21 protein-coding genes are annotated in these 23,110 nt (G+C 61.3%); 11 read left to right on the top strand and 10 right to left on the bottom strand.

The annotated features are described in order from the left end of the window. Window positions 1-213: 213 nt before the first annotated feature. Both lexA and OP10G_RS01200 read left to right on the top strand, forming a co-directional pair. Window positions 214-843, top strand: a complete 630-nt coding sequence (gene lexA / locus OP10G_RS01205; protein ID WP_025227717.1) for a transcriptional repressor LexA — start codon at window positions 214-216, stop codon at window positions 841-843. 440 nt (window positions 844-1,283) lie between these two features. Beyond that, a complete protein-coding gene (locus OP10G_RS01200) occupies window positions 1,284-1,502 on the top strand; it encodes a hypothetical protein (RefSeq protein ID WP_025227718.1) in 219 nt (72 codons plus the stop codon). A gap of 26 nt (window positions 1,503-1,528) precedes the next feature. Here the strand turns inward: OP10G_RS01200 and OP10G_RS01195 are convergent, their stop codons facing one another. The 3 genes from OP10G_RS01195 to OP10G_RS01185 form a co-directional block, all read right to left on the bottom strand. Next, window positions 1,529-1,918 carry a hypothetical protein gene (locus OP10G_RS01195; protein WP_025227719.1) on the bottom strand — a complete coding sequence of 130 codons (390 nt, stop codon included), beginning with the start codon at window positions 1,916-1,918 and terminating at the stop codon, window positions 1,529-1,531. A gap of 2 nt (window positions 1,919-1,920) precedes the next feature. Continuing rightward, on the bottom strand, window positions 1,921-3,093 hold the full coding sequence (locus OP10G_RS01190; RefSeq protein WP_025227720.1) for a pyridoxal phosphate-dependent aminotransferase: 1,173 nt from the start codon (window positions 3,091-3,093) through the stop codon (window positions 1,921-1,923). Between the two features lie 77 nt (window positions 3,094-3,170). Continuing rightward, window positions 3,171-3,944, bottom strand: a complete 774-nt coding sequence (locus tag OP10G_RS01185) for a M48 family metallopeptidase (protein ID WP_025227721.1) — start codon at window positions 3,942-3,944, stop codon at window positions 3,171-3,173. A gap of 86 nt (window positions 3,945-4,030) precedes the next feature. Between OP10G_RS01185 and OP10G_RS01180 the strand changes: the two genes are divergently transcribed. Next, window positions 4,031-5,326: a hypothetical protein gene (locus OP10G_RS01180; RefSeq protein ID WP_025227722.1), complete on the top strand. Its 1,296-nt coding sequence runs from the start codon at window positions 4,031-4,033 to the stop codon at window positions 5,324-5,326. A 148-nt stretch (window positions 5,327-5,474) separates the two neighbouring features. Here the strand turns inward: OP10G_RS01180 and OP10G_RS01175 are convergent, their stop codons facing one another. Further along, the gene (locus tag OP10G_RS01175) at window positions 5,475-6,761 is read right to left on the bottom strand and encodes a S41 family peptidase (RefSeq protein ID WP_158409107.1); all 1,287 of its coding nucleotides are present in this window, start codon (window positions 6,759-6,761) and stop codon (window positions 5,475-5,477) included. Between the two features lie 125 nt (window positions 6,762-6,886). On the opposite strand from OP10G_RS01175, the gene OP10G_RS01170 reads away from it, so the two are divergent. After that, window positions 6,887-9,073 carry an MGH1-like glycoside hydrolase domain-containing protein gene (locus tag OP10G_RS01170; protein WP_084178752.1) on the top strand — a complete coding sequence of 729 codons (2,187 nt, stop codon included), beginning with the start codon at window positions 6,887-6,889 and terminating at the stop codon, window positions 9,071-9,073. Here OP10G_RS01170 and OP10G_RS01165 read toward each other — a convergent pair whose 3' ends face one another. The 3 genes from OP10G_RS01165 to OP10G_RS01155 are packed head-to-tail and all read right to left on the bottom strand — an operon-like array spanning window position 9,074 to window position 12,155. Further along, complete coding sequence (locus OP10G_RS01165; RefSeq protein WP_025227725.1) at window positions 9,074-9,358, bottom strand: ATP-dependent Clp protease adaptor ClpS; 285 nt, start codon at window positions 9,356-9,358, stop codon at window positions 9,074-9,076. Beyond that, window positions 9,358-9,645, bottom strand: coding sequence for an ATP-dependent Clp protease adaptor ClpS (locus OP10G_RS01160; protein WP_025227726.1), 288 nt, complete (start codon window positions 9,643-9,645; stop codon window positions 9,358-9,360). Before OP10G_RS01160 ends, OP10G_RS01165 begins: the two co-directional genes overlap by 1 nt. Before the next feature lie 20 nt (window positions 9,646-9,665). Further along, window positions 9,666-12,155: a glycosyltransferase family protein gene (locus tag OP10G_RS01155; RefSeq protein ID WP_025227727.1), complete on the bottom strand. Its 2,490-nt coding sequence runs from the start codon at window positions 12,153-12,155 to the stop codon at window positions 9,666-9,668. A gap of 168 nt (window positions 12,156-12,323) precedes the next feature. Between OP10G_RS01155 and OP10G_RS26630 the strand changes: the two genes are divergently transcribed. From OP10G_RS26630 to cax, 7 genes are all read left to right on the top strand, one after another. Continuing rightward, window positions 12,324-12,497: a hypothetical protein gene (locus OP10G_RS26630; RefSeq protein WP_158409106.1), complete on the top strand. Its 174-nt coding sequence runs from the start codon at window positions 12,324-12,326 to the stop codon at window positions 12,495-12,497. 5 nt (window positions 12,498-12,502) lie between these two features. Beyond that, on the top strand, window positions 12,503-13,501 hold the full coding sequence (locus OP10G_RS01150; RefSeq protein WP_338031938.1) for an NAD(P)/FAD-dependent oxidoreductase: 999 nt from the start codon (window positions 12,503-12,505) through the stop codon (window positions 13,499-13,501). Window positions 13,502-13,510: 9 nt separating this feature from the next. Then, on the top strand, window positions 13,511-14,323 hold the full coding sequence (gene dapB, locus OP10G_RS01145) for a 4-hydroxy-tetrahydrodipicolinate reductase (protein WP_025227729.1): 813 nt from the start codon (window positions 13,511-13,513) through the stop codon (window positions 14,321-14,323). Beyond that, window positions 14,320-14,892, top strand: a complete 573-nt coding sequence (locus tag OP10G_RS01140; RefSeq protein WP_025227730.1) for a M15 family metallopeptidase — start codon at window positions 14,320-14,322, stop codon at window positions 14,890-14,892. Before dapB ends, OP10G_RS01140 begins: the two co-directional genes overlap by 4 nt. Window positions 14,893-15,062: 170 nt before the next feature. Then, the gene (locus OP10G_RS01135; RefSeq protein ID WP_025227731.1) at window positions 15,063-16,358 is read left to right on the top strand and encodes a hypothetical protein; all 1,296 of its coding nucleotides are present in this window, start codon (window positions 15,063-15,065) and stop codon (window positions 16,356-16,358) included. Window positions 16,359-16,423: 65 nt separating this feature from the next. After that, window positions 16,424-17,845: a hypothetical protein gene (locus OP10G_RS01130; protein WP_144240932.1), complete on the top strand. Its 1,422-nt coding sequence runs from the start codon at window positions 16,424-16,426 to the stop codon at window positions 17,843-17,845. A gap of 26 nt (window positions 17,846-17,871) precedes the next feature. After that, the gene (gene cax / locus OP10G_RS01125; protein WP_025227733.1) at window positions 17,872-18,948 is read left to right on the top strand and encodes a calcium/proton exchanger; all 1,077 of its coding nucleotides are present in this window, start codon (window positions 17,872-17,874) and stop codon (window positions 18,946-18,948) included. Window positions 18,949-19,064: 116 nt separating this feature from the next. Here the strand turns inward: cax and mgtE are convergent, their stop codons facing one another. The 3 genes from mgtE to ftsH form a co-directional block, all read right to left on the bottom strand. After that, window positions 19,065-20,462 carry a magnesium transporter gene (gene mgtE, locus OP10G_RS01120; RefSeq protein ID WP_025227734.1) on the bottom strand — a complete coding sequence of 466 codons (1,398 nt, stop codon included), beginning with the start codon at window positions 20,460-20,462 and terminating at the stop codon, window positions 19,065-19,067. Window positions 20,463-20,701: 239 nt separating this feature from the next. Beyond that, complete coding sequence (locus OP10G_RS01115) at window positions 20,702-21,052, bottom strand: tetratricopeptide repeat protein (protein WP_025227735.1); 351 nt, start codon at window positions 21,050-21,052, stop codon at window positions 20,702-20,704. 112 nt (window positions 21,053-21,164) lie between these two features. Then, window positions 21,165-23,060, bottom strand: a complete 1,896-nt coding sequence (gene ftsH / locus OP10G_RS01110; protein WP_227625028.1) for an ATP-dependent zinc metalloprotease FtsH — start codon at window positions 23,058-23,060, stop codon at window positions 21,165-21,167. Between the last annotated feature and the right edge of the window lie 50 nt (window positions 23,061-23,110).

Raw genomic sequence — 23,110 nt, 5'->3', positions numbered from 1 at the left:
AGGAGGATGCCCATGCCGCATCCGCCTTTGAATAGTTTTCTTGGAATGTTGAGATCGACACCGAGGTCACCAAAGGTCGCTAAAAGCGTTGTAGTATGGCATGGAGAGCCGCTTTCATCCCGATTACACTTTACAGGTTGACTAGTAGACATATTAGTCGTATAATATGTCTACCGGTGCCGCCGACGGGGCGGAACCTCCGATTGGAGAGTAATGGCGAAAGGACTAACAAAACGGCAGCAGCTCATCCTGCAGTACATTCTTGACTACGTGCAGAATGAGGGATATCCACCCTCGATCCGAGAGATCGGCCGAGATTTTGAAATCGGATCTTTGCGGGGAGTCACCGTTCACCTCGACGCCCTGGAGCGGAAAGGATATATTTCCCGCTCGAATACGCCGCGCTCCATCAAGGTCATCCACCCGTCGTTTCAGCCGACGAACCGATCGACGATGCTGCCGCTACTCGGCGTAATCGCCGCCGGCGCGCCCATTCAGGCCCAGGAGCATGTCGAAGATATGATCCCGGTCCCGAGCGAGATGGTTCGCAACGTGGAAGGAGCCTTCCTTCTGCGGATCAAAGGCGACTCTATGACCGGCGAAGGGATCATGCCTCGAGACCTCGTGGTGGTGAAGCCGCAGCAGACGGCTAACCATGGAGAATTGGTGGCCGCGCTGCTCGGAGACGAGGCGACGGTGAAACGCATCAACTTCGCCAGCGACGGCGTCAAACTGATGCCAAGCAATCCGGCATACCTGCCCATTCCCGTAACGCAGGAAGACGCCCGCATTATCGGCAAGATCGTGGGCCTGATCCGTGACTACGAAGGCATGGCCTTCTAGACTTACCGCCGCCATGTGATCCGTCCCGGAGCCGGGGGTTGATGGTCATCAATTAAATAGATTGACAAAACAGGTTCACCCGTAGCCCGGGGATTTATCCCCGGTAAAGCCTTGAACCGCGGCTAAAGCCACGGGCTACGGGTGAAATTAGACAAAGTAATTGTCAATGACCATTAGCCCTTGGCCCCAAGCTGAACCGCCGAAACGGCCCAGGTACAGGCAAACTGGATTTTGGCGATTTAACCCCGGTTAACGAAGAATGAGCCAGTAAATTTGCTGGCAAACTTTTCACGTTTTGAGCGGGAATTGTTCCGGATTGATGGAAAAATCTCGACATCTTGCGGTCCTGACCGCAAGATGTGATAATATGCATCTATCGGGGTGCTCCCTGGCGGCTCTGGGGAGAGCAGTCGGCCGGTCGAGCCCCCGAGATGTAAAGCATGGGTGTACGATTCGACCGCGCAGGCGATGCCGAGAAGGGGAGAGGGGATCGTCTGCGCGTAGTACTGGACGCGATCATCGGAGGCGGGCTCGACATTCGAGCCGGCCAAATCGTTCATGAAGATGAACTTGGAGAGTTCGCGGAGGCGCTACGCGCGGCCGGAGCCGTAGTCCGAGTTTTCGACGATCACCCGAGCGGCAATATTTCCGTGTTATAGGCGCCAGCCCAGGGCCCTCCTATTCGTTATTCGGCAGGTCGGAGGACGAACCGGGTTAGGGTAAGTAGCCCCAGAGCCATCAGGAACATGGCGGCGAGAGCGCCGATTCGAGCGATGTGTAGCGTTCCGAGGATCTCAGACAATGGAACGACGCCGGGCGTGTTTCTTACAACCGCGGCATCTACTTGTGGGGGAACACCGGGCGCGCCGTGGGTGACAAACGCCTTTTCGGGCACGTTCATAAGCGACGTCGGCGGCCCCACGAGACGCCAGCCGGTATCGGAACGCGGATCCCGCTCAATCGGCTGCACTTCGACGGCGCGGCCGGATACGCCGCTTTCGACAACGAAGGTCGAGAGCAGACCGAGTGAGGCGAGCGCAAGGAGACCCCACATCGCGCCTCGCATGATCCGCATGGCTACCGCGAGCTAAGGAACGTCTTGATCCGCCGGCAAGCTTCTTGCAAATCCTCATCCGGGATCGCATAGCAGCAGCGTACGTGGGTGCGGCCGGTCGTCTCGTCCCCAGACCATCCGGTGAAGGCCGTCCCCGGTACCACCAACACTTTCTGCTCCTTGAGAAGCCTTTCCGTGTACGTCTCCGAATCGAGCCCCGAGGCGGAGATATCGCAGAAAGCAAAGAAAGATCCTTGCGGCATTTGGCAGTTGAGACCCGCCTCGCGCATTTGGCCGACGAAGTAGCGACGCTTGGCATCCATCGCCCGGATCATTTCCGGAACGTACGTTTCCGCTTCTCGGAGTGCGCCCTCGCATCCGACCTGGCTGATGGTGGGCGCGCAGAGAGCGGTGTACTGATGGATTTTCATCATCACCTCGATCACGTCCGGGGTGGCGCAGGCATAGCCGATCCGCCAGCCGGTCATGGCAAAGTTCTTGGAGAATCCGCCGAGAAGGATCGTTCGCTCGTAAGCGCCCGGTAGGGAAGCGAGGCAGGTGTGCTCTCCTTCGAACACCAAACAGTCGTAGATCTCGTCGGAAATGATCCACAAATCGTTTTGGATAGCGATCTGTACGATCTCCTCAAAGACCTCTCGCGGAGGAACGGCCCCCGTGGGGTTGCAAGGAAATCCGAGGATGATCGCCTTCGTCCGCGAGGTGATGGTGGCTCGAACGGTATCCGGGTCGGGGGCAAAGGCGTTCTCGGGACGGGTCGGAATCGCAATCGCCTTGCCTCCGGAGAACGTGACGACCGGCCCGTAGGAAACATAGGTCGGCTCGAAGAAGATCACCTCGTCGCCGGGCTCGAGGACGGCGCGGATGGCGAGGTCGATCCCCTCGGAGACACCAGTCGTCACGAGCACCTGATTCGCGGGGTCGTAGCCGACTCCGTATCGCCGGCGAAGGTTATCGGCGATTCCCTGGCGAAGGGTGATCCGGCCAAAGTTGGAGGTGTAGCCGTCCACGTCCGACTGAATCGCCTCGATGGCGGCTTGCTTCGCGGAGGCAGGAGCCGGGTAGCGAGGTTCCCCGACGCCGAGCGAGAGGAGCCCTTCAACCTGGGCGGCGAGATCGAAAAATCGTCGGATGCCGGACGCGGTCACGCCCGTCACTGATTTGGCCAGCGGCTTCACTCCCTAAGTATGGCTGGGCGAACGCTCCGAGGCGCAGGGGCGCAAAGGTTGACGCCCCCGTCTTTCATGGGCCGAGCCTAGCCGCCGTTGCGGAAGTACAGCGGGCGTTGCGGGGCGAAGTTCCGGTTCATGCTGTTCGCTTGCTCCTGCATCCGTCGAATCCGTTTACTGTCCGACGGGTGGTCGCTCAAGAACTCGGGCGGGCGGCCCCCTTTTGAAGTTTCATTGAGCATTTGGAAGACGTCGACCATTCCCTGCGGGTTGTAACCGGCCCGCACCATCAGGTCCATCCCACCTTGGTCTGCTTCCGTCTCATGTCTGCGCGAGAATGGCAGGTCAAGGAGGAGCGTCGATCCGAGACCGGCCGCATCCAACACGCCCCGGCTAGGACGAAAAACGAGGGCGCCGAGGGTAAGCAAAGCATTGTTTCGCTGCTGGTCCCGGTAAGCGTACGCCCAGTGCTCCTTCCGAACGTGGGTCAGCTCGTGGCCCATGACTCCCGCAAGCTCGTCCTCGGATTTGAGGTGGCTCAGGAGGCCGGTGTAGACGAAAGTCGGGCCGCCCGGAAGTGCAAAGGCGTTGATCTGATTCGAGTCGATCACGTCGAACGAGTACTCCCAAGGGGAAGTTCGATCCGCCATCGCCGCCAAGAGGCGTCGTCCGACCCTTCGCACCACCTCCACGCGGGGGTCGCCAGCGGGCAAGACGCGCTCCTTGCTGCGAAGCTCTCTCGCCGCCTGTTTGCCGAGTTGAAGTTGCTGCGCCGCGCTCGGCTTGCTGAATTGCGCGGGAGCGCTGGCTGCCACCCCGAGAGCAAGGACAGCGAAAGCGGATGCATGGCTTAATCTCATATCTGTTATTGACGACCGGGAATCCGATACGGTTTACCCGGCCCAGGACTCGCACGTTCGGGCGGCAAGGTAACGTCTTTAGGCCGATGTTTTTCTTAGGAGCCCTTGGCGCCGCGCCGACCGACATTCTCAAATCATCGCTGGCCGCCCATTCGGCGCTAGGGAGGTTCCGCGCTCACGTGACCCTGACCGCCACGTTCGAGGGACACGTGCACAACACGGACTACGTGCTCGCAGTCGATGGAAAAGCCGTTCTGTTGCGTGTACGCCAGCCGAAATCGCTCGGCGTCGATCGCAGCGATCGGACTTTCTTCTTCGGCCCGAGCCGGATGGTGGCGTACGACGCGTACGCAAACGAGCGACTGACCCGCCCGCTCTCGCCGACCGCGCCCAGGGTCGCCCGGATGTTGACCGCTTTGGGGCAGATGGACGACATGATGCGGAATCTGCTGGAGCCAAAGGACCTTGCCACCTTCTACGATGGGCTGAAGAACGTTCGCGGGTGGTCGTTGCGGAAGGAGTCACGCCGGACGGTGCTCTCCCGCCAGGCCAAGATCGCCGGTGGATACGCTCGCTCGGTCCTTGTTTTCGACCCCGGCATTCCGCTCCTTCGGAGGATGGACGTATCTTCTCCCGGCAGCGCGGTCCACTGGACCTTCGATTATTCTCGGGGTGGCCCGGTGTCGTATTCGCCGCCTCGATCCGCCAAGAGCGTCGACACGTTTACGGTCGCCCCTGAGCCCCCGAGGTACGCGAACGCTGCCGCCAAGCGGACGACGGAGGCAATGATGCGGGCCTATCGCACATTGAGCCGGGGAATCGTCGAGGTCGAGGGGGATGACGGCCGCGTTCGTGTCTCCCTGAGCGGCAGAAAGGTCAGAGAAGACCAGGAGCGGCTGAGCTACGCGTATGACGGGAAGGTTTTAACGATCTCGGACCCTCGGACGAATTCTTTTTATCGAGGAGCTGTCGGACGGGTCGCCGTCCCCGAGGTGGTTGCCGCCATTCGGGGCCGCGTCGACCCTCTGGTCCGCCAGATTTTTCAGCACCGGGTTCCGTTCTCCGACGTCGTCGGGCCCCTCGCATCGATCGCCATCGCCGGCCAGGTGCAATCGCAGGGAGTCTCCTGCGATATTTTGCGGATCACCGACCCGCGCTCGCGGGTCTCGATCTTCGTTCGCCGCGACAATCACCTGGCGGCAAGCGTAAGTACCGACGTTCTGGACCGTAACCGGCGAACGCTGGTCACCACGACCCGGAATTTCGGCTACTCCCGGCTCGGCGTATCACCGCCCGCGTCGCTTTTCGTGTTGTCCCCGGCCCGCGGGCAGCGGCTCAAGCCGCTGCCAAAGCTAGTAACGCCGAAGATCAAAGTCGGCTAACGTGGCACTGGCATCTTGCCAGTGGGTCCCAGGGGCATCCTGCGCCTGGCCATTTCGTTTTTGGGTTCATCAGCTGGGAGCCGATGCTACGTTTGCACGACCGGGATGGTCGTGATACGCACGGGCTGGAAGCCCGTGCCACGGTTAGTTAATGGCCGCTGGACTTGGCGCCTTTGCCCGATTGGGCGAAGAGGGCGACGGCCTTGTCGACGACCTCGTCCTTCGCGTTCGGGAGGTGGAAGCGAGGGTCCTTGGCTTCGACGTCGGGAACCACGCCCGTACCTTCCAGGCGGAGCCCCTTCGCGGTGATGTAGTCGCTGAGTGGGTACTGGATCATGAAGCCGTTCGAGGCGTTGACGATCATGGAGACCAGAACGGCGCCGGCGGACTTGGTGCCGACGATGGTCGCGTTCGCTTCGTCTCGCAGGGCGGCGGCGGCGATTTCGGCGGCACTGCCCGAGAACCCGTTGACGAGAACGGCGAGATTCCCTTTGTAAACCGGAACGTTCGCGTTCGGGAACGGCTTCACCTTGCGGTCGCTCCACTTGGCCATTCCGGCCAAATCGTCAGGTTTTCCCTTGGCTTCCTTAACGTAACGGTCGACTAGCGAACGGCCGACGAACGTTCCGAACGGCTTCGCATCGGGGATCAGCATGCCGAGCATGTGCTGCAGGTTGATCACCGCGCCACCTCCGTTGTCCCGAAGGTCGAGGATAAGGTTTTTGGCCTTGTGGGCCTTGTTCATCAAATCCTCGACGTTCTCCCGATCATAGGAAAAGTCAAAGGTGTAAATCGAAATCTTGGCGGTATCCTTGTCGATCCAAGTGAGCTCTTCTGGCCGCACGGTCGAGAATGGACGGCGGGTAAGGACGTATTTCTCGACCTTGTCGTCGGCATGGCGGACGGTGAGGACGACGTCGGTGCCTTCTTTTCCGATGATGCCCGCGATTGAGCCTTCCACCTTCTTGCCATCAGCCTCCGTGATGGTGTCGCCCGGTACAAGTCCCGCTCGCTCGGCGGGAGCGTCCGGCACGGTGCGAACGATGAGCAGCTCGCCGTTATCGGTCAACTGCGTAGAGATACCGACGCCCACCGTCGAGCCGGTACGGCGCACTTCGGACTGCTTCGGCGTCGCGAGCACGATGTGCGAGGTGCCGAACTTGGCGAGCGCCTCGTTGACTGCGCGTTGGAACTCAGTATCGTCCTTGGCCGCGTCGATCTTCGGCTTGGCCTCGGCAAGCAGTTGCGGCCACTTCGCGAAGTCGACGCCGGGAACGTACGCGTACTTCTCGATGATTCCGGTGATCTTTTCGATCACCTGCGCTTTGACCTCCGGCTTGTTGTCGACGGTCTGCGCCGAGGCGCTGGCGACGAAGAGGAGCGCAAGCGCGCCTGAGGCGGCGCGCAGCCCGCGGGGGAGTAGACGGAAGTTCATGTTAGTGCCGATTCCTACGTCGGACACCTTCCATAGTGCACCCATCTTTTTCGGATGGCCGAAACGATTTCACGCTTACCGCAAAAGGCGCGGTTGTTTGGCCCATCGCCGGTAGGCTTTGGACGATGGATCCTCTCGCGCGCCTCGGGCGCAAGGATAAGTGGTTTTTGGGCGGGGGGAAGGGGGCGATCTACGCGCCGCCGTTCCCGAAGCATCTGCTCGCGCCCGGTTTTTGGGACGACGTCTACTTCGCCGATGTCCGAATAGCGAGGCTTTTCACCGCCTTGTTCGTGGACGCGGATGGACGCCCGATCCGATTCGACAGCTACCACAAGGGTTGGCGACCCGACCGGCTTACGGTGATGCACTACTCGGGAGACATCGTCGTTCGAGAGCGGCGGTGCATCACGGAAGCGAACGCATGGGTCACCGAGCTCGAGCTGGTGACGGCGGTACGTCCGATCCACGTCTTTCTGTGGGCGCTCCCGGAGGTTCGTCCGCCCGGTCACGGAGCCCCGTGGCAAGCAATGACCGACGTCCAGGTCGGGTTTGACTCGATGCTCGTGAAATTCGAGACCGCTTGGCCCGGCGAGCTGGTACCGGATCGAACCGGCATCGAAGCCGAGAGCATTCGCGGCGCGCGTGCCATGGGTCCCTCGCTGCCGGTCTACCTCGAATACGGGGCGTCGCATGAGCGGCAGTCGTGGACGGTGAATCTGGCGCAACGGCACGACGAGTCGCCCCTGTACGAGCTAAGCGTTCTGCCTGAAAAGTTCGTCGACGGCCGGCTTAAGCAGGAGTTCAAACCGTTTACAGGAACCGCGCCGGTGGAAGGGCTCGCCCACCTGGTACAGCATTACGTGCTGGAAGACCGCCGCCCGCTCACGCTGGCTTGTGGAGCCGGATTGACCCCGCTGGCGGCCCGAGATTCGCTTCAGGAGGCGCGAGAAGATGGGGCAATCGACCGGAGCGCGGCGGCTTGGCGGCGCTACTTCGAAGGGGTGCCGCACTTCTCCTCGAGCGACGAGCACCTGACGAGCGCCTACTGGCACCGGTGGTACGGGCTGCGGCTCAACACCGTCGACATCCCCGATCTTCGCTTCGCCCCGTTCGTCACGGAGGGGATCGGGTTCTTTCGGAACTTCGTCACCTACTCGGCCCAGGCGCATCTTCGAGAGGTGAGCTGGATGCACGATCCGTCGCTGGCGACCGGCATTCTCGATAACCTCGGCCGAGTTCAGCGCGAGGATGGTTCCTTTCCCGGCCACAACTACACCGGGCGGCCGGCGCGCGACTTCTACCATGCGGACTTCGCGACCGGCCTCTCCCAGGTTCACGCGCTGCACCCCGGGGCGGTGGGAAAAGACCACCTGCAGACGATGCGCGGCTATGCGGATTACTTCTTGCGCCATCGGACGCTGAGCAAAGATCCGGCGGGGCCGACGATGTACGACGTCTTCGATCAGAACGAAACCGGCCAGGAGTACATGAGCCGCTACCAGTTCGCCAGCGAGAACGCGGATAAGTGGGCGAGTTTTCGAGTGAGCGGCGTCGACGCGACGGTTTACGCGATGCAGCTTTTTCGAATGCTGGCGGCGTTTCGCCCGGGCGATTCGCCGTACAAACGATTCGCCGAGGGCGCGGAGAGGGGATTGGCGGAGCTCTCGTTCGACCCCGCCGATCAGTTCTTCTGCGACGTGGCTTTGGATGGCCGCCGTTCCCCTGCGCGCCCGGCGACCGGACTGTATCCGCTGATGGCCGCCGGCTTGGCACTACCGGACGTGGTGGAGCGGTGGCTGGCGAATCCCGAGGAGTTCTGGCTCGCCGCCGGCTTTCCCGCGACGGCGCTCTCGGACTCGACCTTCAGCGCGGAAGGGGAATGGAAGGAGCGGCGACTAAATTGCCCCTGGAACGGACGGAGCTGGCCGATGGCCAACTCGCACGTGGTCGATGCGCTTGCAAACGTCGGGCGGTCTTCATCGGACGATCGGCTTCGCCATCTGGCGGGAGAAGGGCTGATGAAGGCGATCCATTTGATGTTCCACGGCGGCAATCCGCTGAAGCCGAGCTCGTACGAACATTACGACCCGATTACCGGTGTGCCAGCCTTATACCGCGGGTACGACGACTATATGCATTCGTGGATCGTCGACTTGGTCCTTCGTCACGCCGTCGGCGTTCAGCCGGGCAAAGACGAGGTCGATCCTCTGCCGCTGGACGTGGACTGGATCGAGTGCACAGACATCCCGCACCAAAGGGGCCGAATGCACGTACGGGTGGAACGGGGAGTGGCGAGGGTCGAGATAGAGTGACTACTCTTTCGAGACTTCGACTCGGATGCCGATTTGGCGGATAACTTCGGCGGCGGATTGGCAGGCGTCTTCCTCGCCGTGGTGGACGACCGATTTGCCGAGGTGGTCAACTTCCCAAGTCTCGATCTCGGCTTCCTGCAGGGTGCAGGCCGTAGCCTGGATCAGGATGTCCACGACCTCGTCGTAGGTGTTGTGGTCGTTGTTGAAAACGGTAACGACCCAGAAATTGCCGGTTCCGGTGCCGTTCGATAATTCGGGTTGCTCGATAACGCTGGGGGCGCTCATTAATCCATCCACTCCCGGGCGACTTCCGTTTTGACTCCGATCTTCGAGATCGTGCCGGCGGTCGCTTCGCACTCGTCCTTGGCCGCGAAATGCACCGGAGCCTTACCGTAATGGTCGGCTTCCCACGCTTCGATGGCGGCTTCCTCTGCATCGCAACCGGTCGCATCCATGAGCACGTCGATGACTTCGTCGAACGAGTTGGTCTCGTTGTTATAGATCACGACCATCCAACGGCCGTTTCCGGCGTCGTAGTCGGTTTCTTGGGGTTGAAGGACGGTTTGGCTCATTCCGAAGAATTCCTCTCCTTTTATTCTGATACGATTTTCGCCGGTTCGTCCATTGTTCGGCCTTCCGCAAGCCTCGGTCGGCGGAATGTGTAGGCGAAGACGGCAAGAAGTACGAGGAACGCGAGCAGGGAGGCGTCGACGCCGGCCACGAATCCAGGGGGAGAGTATGAGAACTCCACCACGTGCTCTCCCGGGGCAAGATCGACCTGCATCCAAGTAGTGCCGGAAAGCGTTGCCGGCTTGCCGTCGACGATCGCGAACCAACCGGGCATGTTCCGGTCGCGCAGGATGAGGTAGCCGGGTCCCGTCGCTCGGAGCCGGATCCCGGTGGAATCCTCCGCCTCGAACTTGGCCCGACCCTGCGGGGTGGACGCACGCCCCGGACCGTTGATCAAGTAGCGATAGACGCCATTATCGGTGGAAATAGGTTGTCCGAGTTGCGGCATCTCGCGCCGAGACCACGCCTCCGAGACGCCGGCCTCCGCGAGCTTGACGGGGTCGGCGGCGGGCTTGACGAATACCATATTCCCGTTCGCGGGCGGGAAAGGATCGACGCCGTCGATGTCTTTCAGCAGCGCGACGGTGTCTCGATGGAGGAGTGAATCGTAGCCGGCGAGGTCATGGATTCTCGCCGCCGCCGGCGTGTTCGGGGGGGCGAGCGCGGAAGCGGCCTCGCTAAGCCCCCAGCCGCTATTAACCACCGCCACCCGCTGGTAGAGATCGCCCGGCTTAACGATGGCAGCGTTAAGAAAGCTTGGGTCGCCGGTTCGCACCAACGAGAGTCCGCCGGAGAGCGCGAATAGAACTAACGGGGTAGCGAGCACCACGGCTCGGCTCACGGGCCGGTCGAGGTGGTAGGCAGAGGCAAGAGCAATGGCGGCGACGACGACCGAGGCAAGGAGACCCGGCGCCGCGTTCCGCAGCGCGCCCGGCACCAAGATCGCCATGAGCGGCTCCGTGCCTTGGACGTCGGGAAAGGTTTGGGCTAGCAGAGCAAACGGAACCACCAGAAGTATCGGCAGGAGCAACGGCACGAACCGCTTCCAACCGGCCTTAGGCAGCGGCGGAAGGCCATCTAAAGCGAGACCGGCGATTACCGAGGCGGCCAGAACAAAGAGAACGATGATACGACCCGGAGAGCCGGTGGCCGACCAACCAGGGATGCCGTAGTACAAGGCCGCATTCAGTATCGTCCCCATCGCCAGAAGCAGGGCGATCACTCCGATCGCGCCGATGGGGCCTAACTCCCGTCCGCGCCGCCTCCATCCGGCGAGAAAAAGAAGGCTCAAAACAAACGGGCCGACCGCGACCGCCCCCTCGGCAAAGTTGGCGCCGGTCTTAACGAATTGAGGCCAGTAGGCGGACATCGGAGCAACCCCCGCGTCCGGCGGGAGATCCGCGAACTCGGTAGGCAGTCCAACGAGCGGCGCGTACGGCACAGAGGCTAGCTCGAACGGCTTGATGGCTCCGGCGACGTATTTCTCGTAGCCGTCAGCCGTGGGAGAGCCGCGTCGATGGGAGAACTGCGAGTAGTTCAGAACCGGCAGGAGCTGTGGCAAGGCGAGTACTCCGCCGACGATCAAGGCAAGCAGCACGAGCGGGACCGCGCTGAACGGGGGCATCTGCCAGCGGATAGTCCGGCGAAGCTGGGTTTCGGAGAGCGGTTGCTCGGAGCCGTCCGGTCCCAATTTGAAGATGCTGATCTCCTCGGCGCGGAACGGAGAGGGAATAGCGATGGCAAGCCCAATCGCCAGCAACACCGCCGCGATGAATCCATACGCGACGAACTGGAGGTGACCGCTGAGGACCATCATCGCCACGCAAAGCGCCAAGCCAAGCCAGCTTCGGATATAGCCGAGCGTCATCGACCTCCCGACTGCCGCCTCTTTCTCGTCGTCGACCGGACCCTCGCTGGCCGGCGCGGCTTTGCGGAGCATCACCGGATGCCGGTAGAAGAGGGTGGCGATCCCGGCCAGAACCCACGGGATCCAGCTCACGGTGGTGATGACGCTTGGCAACCCGGTCCACGCGATCATGAACGGGCTCAAAGAGAAAAGCATTCCGCTGACCGCCGCGGCTAGCTTGGAGCCACCGAGGCGGCGCCCGAACAAATAAGTTCCAAGTCCGGCCCAAGCTAAATGGGCCCAAGCGAGAAGAACGATCGCTAGGCCGGTAGGGATGTGAAGAATCCCCATTAGGATATGGGGCGGGTAGAGACCCGCCGATTGGGAGTTACCAAGGAGTGGATAACCGGCAAGGGCATACGGGTTCCAGAACGGAAGCCGACCATGCCCCCAGGCATCGAAAACTAGATCGCGCCATGAGTAGAACTGAAGCACGCCGTCGGCTTGCAGCACGTCCCACGGAGTGGTGGGCGAGGGCCCATTCCAAGGGGCGAAATGGTGGATCTGATCGAACGGTCCGATCGCCTGGCTCATGAAGACGGCTCGCCACAGCGGCAAGAGCGGGATCAGGAGCAGCAGAATGATCGGCCAACGGCGGCGGAGCATATGAGACAGGATAGCCGCCGGAGCGTGGGGAAGGACCTTCGGCAGGGGCAGAACAAGAAGTGAAGCAACAATAAGAGCGGCATCACCAGTGTATGGCGTGACCGGACAATGGTGGACCCTCAAAAGGGTGTCTAATTTGAGCCCCTTAGATCAACAAGAATCAATTACATGAGCGCCCGCGAAATGAAAGCCCGAGACGAACGAACTGATACGATTGCCCTCCTCGTGGGCACGACCACGGTGGGCACTTTTCTTACCGGCGCGCTCATTTGGTGGCCCGGCGCGGCCATCACCGCCATCCTCGGCGTCTTCGCCGTTACGGCTGCCATCCGTAAGCCGTAAACTCCATCCGTGCAAAACGGAGTCGGGCGATAAGAGTCGGCATTGTCGGAGCGGGGATCTGCGGGTTGGCGGCGGCGCGCTCGCTAAAGCAAGGCGGGCATGAAGTCGTCGTTTTCGAGAAAAGCCGCGGAGTGGGAGGGCGCATCGCCACTCGCCGGCAAGATGGTTTTGTGTGGGATACCGGAGCCACCAGCTTTGCACCGCGTGGCCGCACTCTCGAGAGCGTGATGCTTTCGGAGTTGGATACCTCCGACCTCGTAACGCTCGACAAGGCGATCTACATCCACAACGGTCTGCGTCCGATGGCGAGCGACCATCGGCCGGCGGGGCTTCGTTACACGTACCGAAGCGGGAATACGAAGTTGCCGAAGCTACTCGCGGCCGAGACTGACGTCCGGCTTTCCACACACATCGACGAATTGGAACGGGCGGGGGATGGGTTCCGAATCGGCGGGGAAGGATTCGACGCCTTGATCCTCACCGCGCCGATTCCACAGAGCTCCCTGCTGCTGTGGGGAATCGGGGAGAGCCGCCCGACGGCGAACGCAAAGTATCGAGCCTGCATCAGCGTCAACGTGGGATACCATGTCGAACTTCCGCCGACCAAGTATCACGCGCTGCTCGATCCCGAGCAGAGGCATCCGCTGAATTGGCTGAGTCTTGAGTCGGTCAAGTCTCCCGATCGAGCTCCCGCGGGCGGCTCCGCGCTCGGCGCTCAGCTTGGGCCGGCGTTTAGCCTCGAACAGTACGACACCCCGGACGCGGAGCTCGTCGATATCGTGGGCAGTTTTCTTGCGCAGTTGTACGGCCCCGCGTTTCGCGAGCCGGTCAGCTCGTCGGTGAAGCGGTGGAAATACGCGCAGCCCGTGGGCTACGCCTCGTTCGAGGAGGTGAATCCGGAAGGGTCGCGGCTGATCCTAGCTAGCGACGCGTTGCTCGGGGGCCGGGTGGAGGAAGCGTACGAAGTTGGCTTGAGGGCGGCGAATCTTCTGCTCGCGAGGTAAACCCACTCTATGAGCGAGACGCCGATGCGCGTGGTGGTGGTGGGCGCGGCTGGCCGCATGGGCTTGGAAGCGATGCGGGCGTTGAGCCAAGACGCCGGATTCGAGGTGGTTGCCGCCGTCGTTAGAGAGGCGCAGGGGCGCTCCTTGCGCGACCTTGGCTATGACGGCGATTTGCCGGTGGACGAAGACGTGGCCGTTGCTGTCTCGCGGACGAAGCCGGACGTCGTCCTGGACCTCTCGCGGGCTGCTAACGCGTCGGCCACCGCGCAGGCGTCGCTTGGCAATCGGATCCCCTTGGTCAGCGGAGTTACAGGCATTTCCGAAGAAGTCCTAAGGGAGATTCGCGAGCTCGCGGATCGAACGGAAACGCCCGCGATGATCGTTCCGAATTTTGCCATCGGCGCCGTTCTCATGATGAAGTTCGCCGAGCTCGCCGCCCGCTGGATCCCCGACGCAGAAGTGATCGAGCTTCATCACGAGAAAAAGGAGGATGCGCCAAGCGGGACGGCGATGTTGACCGCGCAGCGGATAGCCCGCGCAAGGGTGCAGGCGCCGACCGCGCCTCCGACGAAAACGATCAAGGCGGAAGGGGCCCGAGGCGGGGAAGTGGAGGGGGTGCCGGTCCATTCGATTCGTCTGCCTGGGCTGCTGGCCCATCAAGAGGTGATGTTCGGCGCGCCCGGCGAGGTGCTTACTCTGCGCCACGACGCGGCGGATCGGTCGGTGTACATGCCGGGAGTAAAGCTCTGTTTACGAAAAGTGCGAAGCCTCCACGGTCTTACCACCGGAATGGACCGCTTGCTCTTCGACGAGCCCGCGTGATTACCCTGTTGTTCATCCAAGCTTCGCCGGATCTCGTGGACGTGAAGCGAATGATCCCGGAAGTGGTCGTTGATCTCCGGTACGCGACCAGCCAAAACTTCACCCACCGACGCCTTTACTCAGCGGCTCGGTGCTTGTTGCTGCGCCCGGTCGCGAGCCAGCTCAAGGAAGTAGAGAAGGAGCTGCGAAGACACGGTCTAGGGCTGAAGATATGGGATGCCTATCGCCCCCTATCCGTCACTCGGCAGCTTTGGAAGCTCGTCCACGACGAGCGATATGTCGCGAACCCGATACATGGGTCACGTCACAACCGGGGGTGTGCCGTCGATGCAACGCTGGTCGACGACAAAGGACGCGAGTTGCCGATGCCTACCCAGTTCGACGACTTCACGCCTCGCGCCCACCGAAGTTACATAAAGTTGAACTCGCGCGTCCTTATGAACCGTCGTTTCCTCCAAGAAGCCATGGAGCGGCATGGCTTTGTCGGCCTTCCGACCGAGTGGTGGCACTTCGACGCGAAAGATTGGCGACGACACCCAATCTTGGACATACCCCTTGAAGAACCGTAAGTCCCTACCACCCAAGGTGCGGGCGGCCACCTTGTTAGCGGCCGGGGTTTGTGCACTTGGCGGCTAGAGCTACGTTCATGCCCATGGTGGATTGACCGAAGTTTTCCAGCAACCCGCTTCCCCTGAACCCATTTATCCCTTAATCGATTCGCTTTCGAAGAGATATCCCATTGAACAACACAATCTCCGCTCGTCCGAAGCTCAAGCTCGCCTTTGGGGGACTCGTCCTGACTGGGCTCGCAACCGGGCTCTTTTTCGCCCGGTCGAGAGGAGGCGTGTCGGAGATGCTGGAAATGCCGGCGGTACTGGACGACTCCACTCCAGCGGAGCAGGCAGATGGGCGGGTACTTGGCATTTTGCGTTCGACCACAAAGGATCCCAATCCGACTCTGCCTCACGGCGAGGTGGCGCTTGTAGCCGCGACGGCTCCCAAGGACACCACCCACATTTGGATACAACTTCCTCGCGTAGATGTGGATACTCGCATGAGGGGCCTGCAAGCGACCGGCACGACCTCTACCGGTAATCACGTCGTCTTGCCTTGGCAACTTGGCAGTCGCGACGATCGAATCGTCGACGTCATGGTGCTGCCGGGCTACCCGGATGACGTGCGCTGGATGGATGTCACCGTCCGAACTGCCATAATGCCGGCTCACACCTGGCGCGTTTTGCGGTTGCCCCGTCCTCACCGTTACGTGACTGGGCCGGCCACGGAGTCGGTAAAGGAGGACGACCTAACGATTTCCGGTAATGCTCGAATCATTCGATCTCCTGCGACTGGCGTAGAAGTCGATCTGAGGTTGGCCGGCAAGACCGCAAATATCTATGGCGTAACGTTTAAGGGCGCCCAGTTCGAGTGGACTGGAATCGGCGATCAGCCATGGGGGAAAGATGTCGTCTATCCCGGCCCGAAATCTGCCCAGACCGTTATCTCACTGCCGTTTCCCATGGCCGACCAGAATCGCTGGGTTCGCGTTCCTGTCGCCGTAAAGGCGTATCGACCCGAAAGGCAGGTCGTGACCATCCCACAGGTCGTGTTGTCCGTAAAAATGGAAACGTTCGATAAGAGAACCTATCCCGCCATTTTCCTTCGCCAAAAGTTCCAACCTTTGGCCGGTTCGGACTCGCTCAATGTAGGTCTCGCACTTTCAACTCGTGCGACGGGCAGAAAACCGACCGAAGTGGACGACCAATACCTTATGCCGACGGTGGTTATGGCGGCAAACGGCCAGTCCTATTTTGAACGGGTATATCGGATCGTTCCTACCTGGCAAGCCAAGCTGATCGGTAGCGACGTCATCTCGCAGAAAAACATGGCCTTGCTTCGTCAGGCGGTGGCAAAGCACCAGGCGATATCGGTTCCGTTGGGTGATTTTCGAGTCGAGGTCACCCATGTGATTCCGCTCTTCGAAAGAGAATGCAGCCTGACCCTGCCGCTTCAAGCCACCGCAGGTGCGACGAAGTAGCTTGGGGTTACGTAGCATCGGGCCGCCGCGTCAGAGTTTTTGATTCTAAAGTGGGAGCCTGGCAGGTGATATCGGCATTGCGGCGGAGGACGTGGATTCGAATTTTGTTCGGCGCCATTGCCTTAAGCGGTGTCGGCGGCTTCTTGTACGCCCGCTCTCATGGCGGCTTGGTCGAAGTGTTCGAGCTTCCGGCCACCTTGGACGAATCGACTCCATCCCTTCAGAATGGGGCCAGCATTTTGGGGATCATGCGATCCACCAAAGATCTGCCCAGGCCGATTCTTGCCAACGGCGAGTTGGGCCTAATGGCCGCGGCGTCGCCGATCGGCTCCACCCATGTCTGGGTGCAACTTCCTCCCGGGGCAGGACGGGCCGACTATCGCGGCTTCCAGGTAACGGCGAGAACATCGGATGGAAAGAGGTTCAACCTCGACTGGCAAACTGCCGACGTTGGCGATGGAATCGTCTCGGTGGCCATACCGCCCGGCTATCCCCTTTCCACCAAATGGATCGATCTGGACGTGCGGTCAGAGCGACAACCGGCGCGTACCTGGAGGATCGTCAACCTGCCCAAGCCGCGCCGCCTCGTGAACGGACCGGCCCGCGTCTCGACGGAGGTCGATGGAGTCAAGCTGGAGGGGCACGCCACCATCGATGACAGGGCTCAAAAGGAAGGCGAGCCGACCAAAGTTGATGCGGGAATATCCGTCCAATCCTTAACCGGTGGTAGCGAGATAAAGACGGTTTGCCTCGACGGTACGGAATTCGAGTGGAGCCCGGGCGTCGACAACGGTATGGATTGGACCGGCGGCACGATCGCCCGCCCCACTGGTTCAACCATTGGAGCAAGCTTGATGTTTGCATTCGCGCCCCTCAACCGGTGGGTGCTTTTGCGAGGTATGGTCCGCACCTATCGTCAGGAGACGACCACGACCGTACTCCATGGCGTCACCTTGAACTTCATCTCGGACGGACCAAAGAAGGGATATACCGTCGAGGTGCTTGCCAAGCCGATATCGTTCGGCGGAGGGAAGCGGATCGAGTTGTGTTGGGATTTGATGTCTAAGCCGGGGTATTTCTTTGTTCGGGGTTTGGGAGGCACATTTGGTGCTCAGCCGCGGCCGTCGCTGCCGCGGCCGGTTATCCCGCTCAAGCAGCGGTTGGCGTTAGGGCCGGCTGCGAGTGCTCCTACCTTTGGATCGACGATGCGAGGATTTTCAGTGGTTTCGTCCCCTCGACCGGCGCCACCAGACGAATCGGACCGCGTTCATACGGATGACGTAAACGTGGAAAGGATCTTCGTGTCAAGAGACATGGGCCAAGTTATGGCGGACGCCGCGACGCTGATGAAGAGCGGAAAATCCGGGACCCTTCCGATCGGCGATGTCGAGGTGACCCTCCGGCACACGACGATGGTCTCGAAGCACCCGTTTGATCTAATCGTTCCGCTTAAGAATCCAACCCACGGCGGCGCTGGGGACTACTGAGGCTTCGGAGCGTAAACTGTCGCTCCATGTTCGTGAACCTCCTCCTGCTATTCATCCCGATCTCGGTGGTGCTCGCCTATGTGGTGCACGCACCGGCGGTGTGGATCTTTGCGACAGGGGTTTTGGCGATCGTGCCGATCGCCGAATGGATTCGCAAGGCGACCGAGCATGTTGCCCACCGGGCGGGATCCACGATCGGTGGTCTCTTGAACGTAACGTTCGGCAACGTCTCCGAGCTCGTGATCGCCCTGTTCGTCCTGGCGGAAGGGAACCAGTTCGTCGTTAAGGGGCAGATCACCGGTTCGATCATCGGCAACGGCTTGCTCGGCCTCGGTCTGGGGCTTCTGGCCGGCGGCATCGGGAGGGAACGCCAGAAATTCAAGCAGGATCGCGCGGGCATGATGTCGAGCCTTCTTCTGCTCTCCGTCATCGGCCTGATCCTCCCGGCGGTATTCGACTATACGGAGCGAAGCTCGTTCGGCAACCGCTACCCGCGACATGTCGACGAGCTCCTGAGTTTGGGCGTCGCGATCGTGCTGCTCCTGGTGTACATCGCAAACCTGGTTTACACGTTCGTAACCCACAAGAGCGTCTTCGCCTCCCCGCCCGAGACGGAAGACTGCGAGAAGCACGCTTGGCCGCTATCGAAGGCAATCGGGGTGCTAATCGTCGGGACGGCCTTTATCGCGTTAGAAGCCGAGCTGGTCTCGCATGCGCTGGAAGAGACGGCCCGGCAGCTTCACCTCTCGACCTTCTTCTTGGGCGTCACTGTGCTCGCGATCGTCGGCAACGCTTCCGAGTACATCTCGGCCGTCTACTTTGCCCGTAAGGACCGGATCGGCTTGGTGCTCAGCATTACCGTCGGCTCGAGCATCCAGATGGCACTGCTGATCGCCCCCTTGCTGGTTATCGCCTCTTTCATCATGCGGAAGCCGATGACCCTCGTCTTCGCCACGCCGCTGGAGTTGGTGGCGATTACGGCGGTAGCCTTCATCGTCAACTCCATCGCCCAAGATGGCGAGACAAACTGGTTCGAAGGCGTACTTCTCCTCGCCGTCTATTGCATCCTCGCCATCGCTTTCTACTTCGTCGTTCCGATGTAGGAAGTAGCGTCGGCGTCCTCGCCGATGATCCGGACTCCCTCACCCCCAACCCCCTCTCCCTCGTTCGGCACATACATCCGAAGGAGGGAGAGGGGGCTCCGGAGCGTCGCTAACGTTTAAAACGTCTGGTGGAAGGCGCCGAGGACTCGGCGGGCGATTTCGAAGTAGATGACGAGGCCGGTGGCGTCGACGAAGGTGGTGATGAACGGGGCGCTCATGACCGCCGGGTCGAAGCCGAGGCGCTTGGCGGTAATCGGGAGGAGGGAGCCGACAGTGGCCGCCCAGAGGACGATGGCTGGCAAGGCGAAGCCGACCACCAGGCTGAGGCTCATCGGCTGATTCCAGCCGATGACCGGCAGCTTGGCCCGGAGAAAACCGACAAAGCCCAAGGCAGAGCCGATCATGAGGGCGATCGTGGCTTCGCGCACCATGACGGTGAACCAGTCGGTCGCCTTCACTTCGCCCAGGGCGAGCGAGCGGGTGATCGTCGTCGTCACCTGCGAGCCGGAATTACCGCCGGCGCCGATCAGGAGCGGAACGAACAGCATCATTTGGGCCAGCATCGTCTTGCCTCCTTCCTCGGCCTGCCCGGTGTAATAGCGCAGCACCGAGCCAGTAAAGAACTCGGCGATGAAGAGCACCAGGAGCCAGGGGAGACGACGCCGGATGAGCTGCCAAATGCTGAGCGAGAGATACGCCTCCGCATCGCCGGAGACGCCGCCGAGGCGGAGCACGTCTTCGGTTTCCGCTTCCTCCAAGATCTCCTGGGCGTCGTCGGCGGTGATGATGCCGACCATCCGGCCCCGCTCGTCGAGCACCGGGAGCGCGGAGAAGCCGTAGCGGGCCACCATACGTGCCGCCTCTTCCTGCCCGTCCGTCGCCAGGATCGTCACCGGGTCGTCGTGCATCACCTCGCGGGCGGTCGACATCGGGTCGGATCGGATCACCCGCTTCAGGCTCAGCAGCCCGAGCAGGTGCCGGTCTTCGCTCAAGACGTAGATGTAGTTGACCGTCTCAAAGTCGGAGTCGGGCGTTTGCCGGATCATCCGGAGGACGTCCATCATGGTGTCTTCCGGGGTGCATTCGGCAAAATCCTCGGTCATAAGCTGACCGGCGGACTCTTCCGGATAGCTTAGCAACCGGCGAATTTCCTGGGCGTCTTCCCGCGGAATGACGTGCAGCAACGCTTCGAATCGCTCCGGATCAAGCTCCTCGCGAAGCTCGATCGCGTCGTCCATCGGTAGGATGTCGAGGTAGTGGGCGACCGTCGCGTCCGGAAGCTGGTTGATAATCGCGCGAGCATCCTCGGTTGGAAGCTCGATCAATACGTAGGCTGCGGTTTCGGCGTCGAGATGGCGCAGAATGGCCAGTTCTTCGTCGGTTCCCAGGCGTTGCAGCGCCTCGGCGATGTCTTCGGGGCGAATCCCCTCCAAAGTCTCCCGCACGGCGGCGGCGCCCTCGATTGGGGCAAGCATTCGGAGGCGCTCGACTAGGGCCTTTTCGTCGGTTCTCATGGCGATCTTCTCCTCGTTCTCCCGGGACGGTCTGTGTTTCCAGGGATCGTTGGTGCCGCCATTTCACCGGCGGCCGCTAGCGTTCAGGTATGTCCATTGCTTTGTCTGATTCTTTCCCGCCAATTCGGAGCGCCCGAAAGGGCGCGCGAAGAGACGTGGTTCGTCGTTGGGGACGGATTAAGGATACCAACCCGTTCTACGCCGCCGTCAAGCTTATTTGACGTGGAATGTCGAAGTGTCTAACAGTAGGTGGACTGTTGGAGCGCCTTCTCGTGGGTCGGGTTCACCGACAGGATGTACCTAAGGTTGGAACAGGCCTCTTCGTACATGCCGAGCATCATCTGGGTCATCGCCAGGTCGTAACGAATCGTGAGGTTTTGAGGCGATTGCGCACTCAGCTTTTCCAAATCGGCGAGAGACCCGTCGAAGTCGCCCTCGAACCCCTTTATGAGAGCCACCTGGTGGAGCGAGTCGATGTGTCCCGGGTTGGCCGAGAGGACGCGCTCGAACACTTGCTTAGCTTCCGCGTATCGTCCGTCACACCGGAGTTGAAAGCCGAGCTGATATGTTTGCTCGATGTCCATCGTCATCGCCTATTTCTCCCCCCTGGGCATTGGAGTATAGCATGGCCCTAAAAAAGACGATAGCCTGGGAATCCTAGTAAAGATCCCAGGCTATCGCATAATTGCGACGCTTGTCGCCCTAAGCGGGACCCGGTTCGAGCCGGGGAGGCGTGATGGTCGACTTGGTTTTAGCCTCCGGCTGCTCCTTCCGGGTTTCGGCCGGAGTCCCGTTATCGACCGGAGGAATCGGGGCGAGCGTCTCTCCCGCCATAACCGCGAGGAACTCTTCCCGGCTCAGCGTCTCGCGCTCTAGAAGGGCCTGGACGACCGCGTCCAGCTTCTCCCGGTGCTTCGACAGCAGGTCCGTCGCTCGGTGGTGGCAACGGTCGACGATGTTTCGGACCTCTTCGTCGATCATTTTCGCGACCTCTTCCGAGTAGTTTCGCTCGTCGTTGTAGTCGCGGCCAAGGAACGGGTTATGGGCCCGGCGTCCGAGAGCAAGGGTGCCGAGCTTCTCGCTCATGCCGTACTCGCAGACCATTGCGCGGGAGATTCTCGTCACCCGCTCCAGGTCGTTGCTGGCGCCGGTCCAGACCTCGCCGTAAACGATCTCCTCGGCAACCCGTCCCGCAAGCAGAGTCGAAATCATGTCCGTGAGCTGATGCTCGCTGACGAGATACTTGTCCGCCTCCGGAACCGTCATCGTGGAGCCGAGCGACATGCCGCGCGGCAGGATCGTCACCTTGTGCACCGGATCGGAGTGCTCGAGCAACTCGCCCACCACGGCGTGGCCGGCTTCGTGATAGGCCAAGACCTCGCGCTCTTTGGTGTCGATGATCCGGCTCTTGCGTTGCGGGCCTGCCATCACTCGGTCGAGCGCCTCTTCCAGGTCGACCTGCTCGATCTTGTGGTGCCCGCGTCGCGCGGCGAGCAGGGCCCCCTCGTTCAGCATGTTCGCCAGGTCGGCGCCGGTGAATCCGGGGGTCCGCTTGGCCATCACGTCGAGATCGATATCCGAACCGAGCGGCTTCCCTTTGGCGTGAATCTTCAGAATGGCGAGCCGGCCGTGCTGGTCCGGGGCGTCGACGACGATCTGGCGGTCGAATCGGCCCGGCCGCAGAAGCGCCGGGTCGAGAACGTCCGGGCGGTTGGTCGCGGCGATCAAGATAACGCCCGAGTTCGGATCGAAGCCGTCCATCTCCACCAGGAGCTGGTTCAGCGTCTGCTCGCGCTCGTCGTGGCCGCCGCCGAGACCGGCGCCACGCTGGCGGCCGACGGCGTCGATTTCGTCCACGAAGATGAGCGACGGTCGGTGTGCCTTGGCGGTCTCGAACAGATCGCGCACCCGCGCCGCGCCGACGCCGACGAACATCTCGACGAAGTCGGAACCGGAAATGTGGAAGAACGGCACGCCCGCCTCGCCGGCGATCGCCCGCGCAAGGTGGGTCTTACCGACTCCGGGAGGTCCCGTGAGCAAGATCCCCTTCGGAATCTTAGCGCCCAGGGCGGCATATTTCTTGGTGTTCTTCAGGAAGTCAACGATCTCGAAGAGCTCCTGCTTGGCCTCTTCGATGCCGGCGACGTCGTCGAACGTGATCTTCGGCCCGGTTTCGCCTACGCGCTTCGCCTTGCTGCGTCCGAAGCTGAGCGCCTGATTCCCGCCCATCTGCGCGGGGCGCAGCACCAGGAAGTAGATCAGTGCCAGGATCATAAGCGGGAAGGCGATGACCGACAGCATGCTGACCACGGCGTTGATGACCGGAGGGCTATCGACCTTCCAGTTCGCCTTGCTCTTCTTCAGCGCCTCGGCGTAGGGGGCGGCTCCGTTCGATTCGGGATCCGGCGCCCTGACTTTGTACATCTGGCCATTGACCAGGGTACCGGTGATCTCTTGTTGCTGCCAGTTAGCCTCTTTGATCTCGTCGGCGTCGAGCTTGGCGAAGAATTCGTTGGCGCGCAGCTCCGTTCTTTTCGGTGCGAGGCCAAGGCCGGGATTCGTCGACAGGACACTTAACAGTGCGAGGCCGGCGAACACCACCAAGACTAATAGCAGGAGGGTTCTTGCGGGTTTGTTCAAAACGTCTC

It is taken from the genome of Fimbriimonas ginsengisoli Gsoil 348 (genome assembly GCF_000724625.1).
GTDB classification, from domain to species: Bacteria; Armatimonadota; Fimbriimonadia; order Fimbriimonadales; family Fimbriimonadaceae; genus Fimbriimonas; species Fimbriimonas ginsengisoli.
This window is presented reverse-complemented; position numbering and strand designations above follow the sequence as displayed.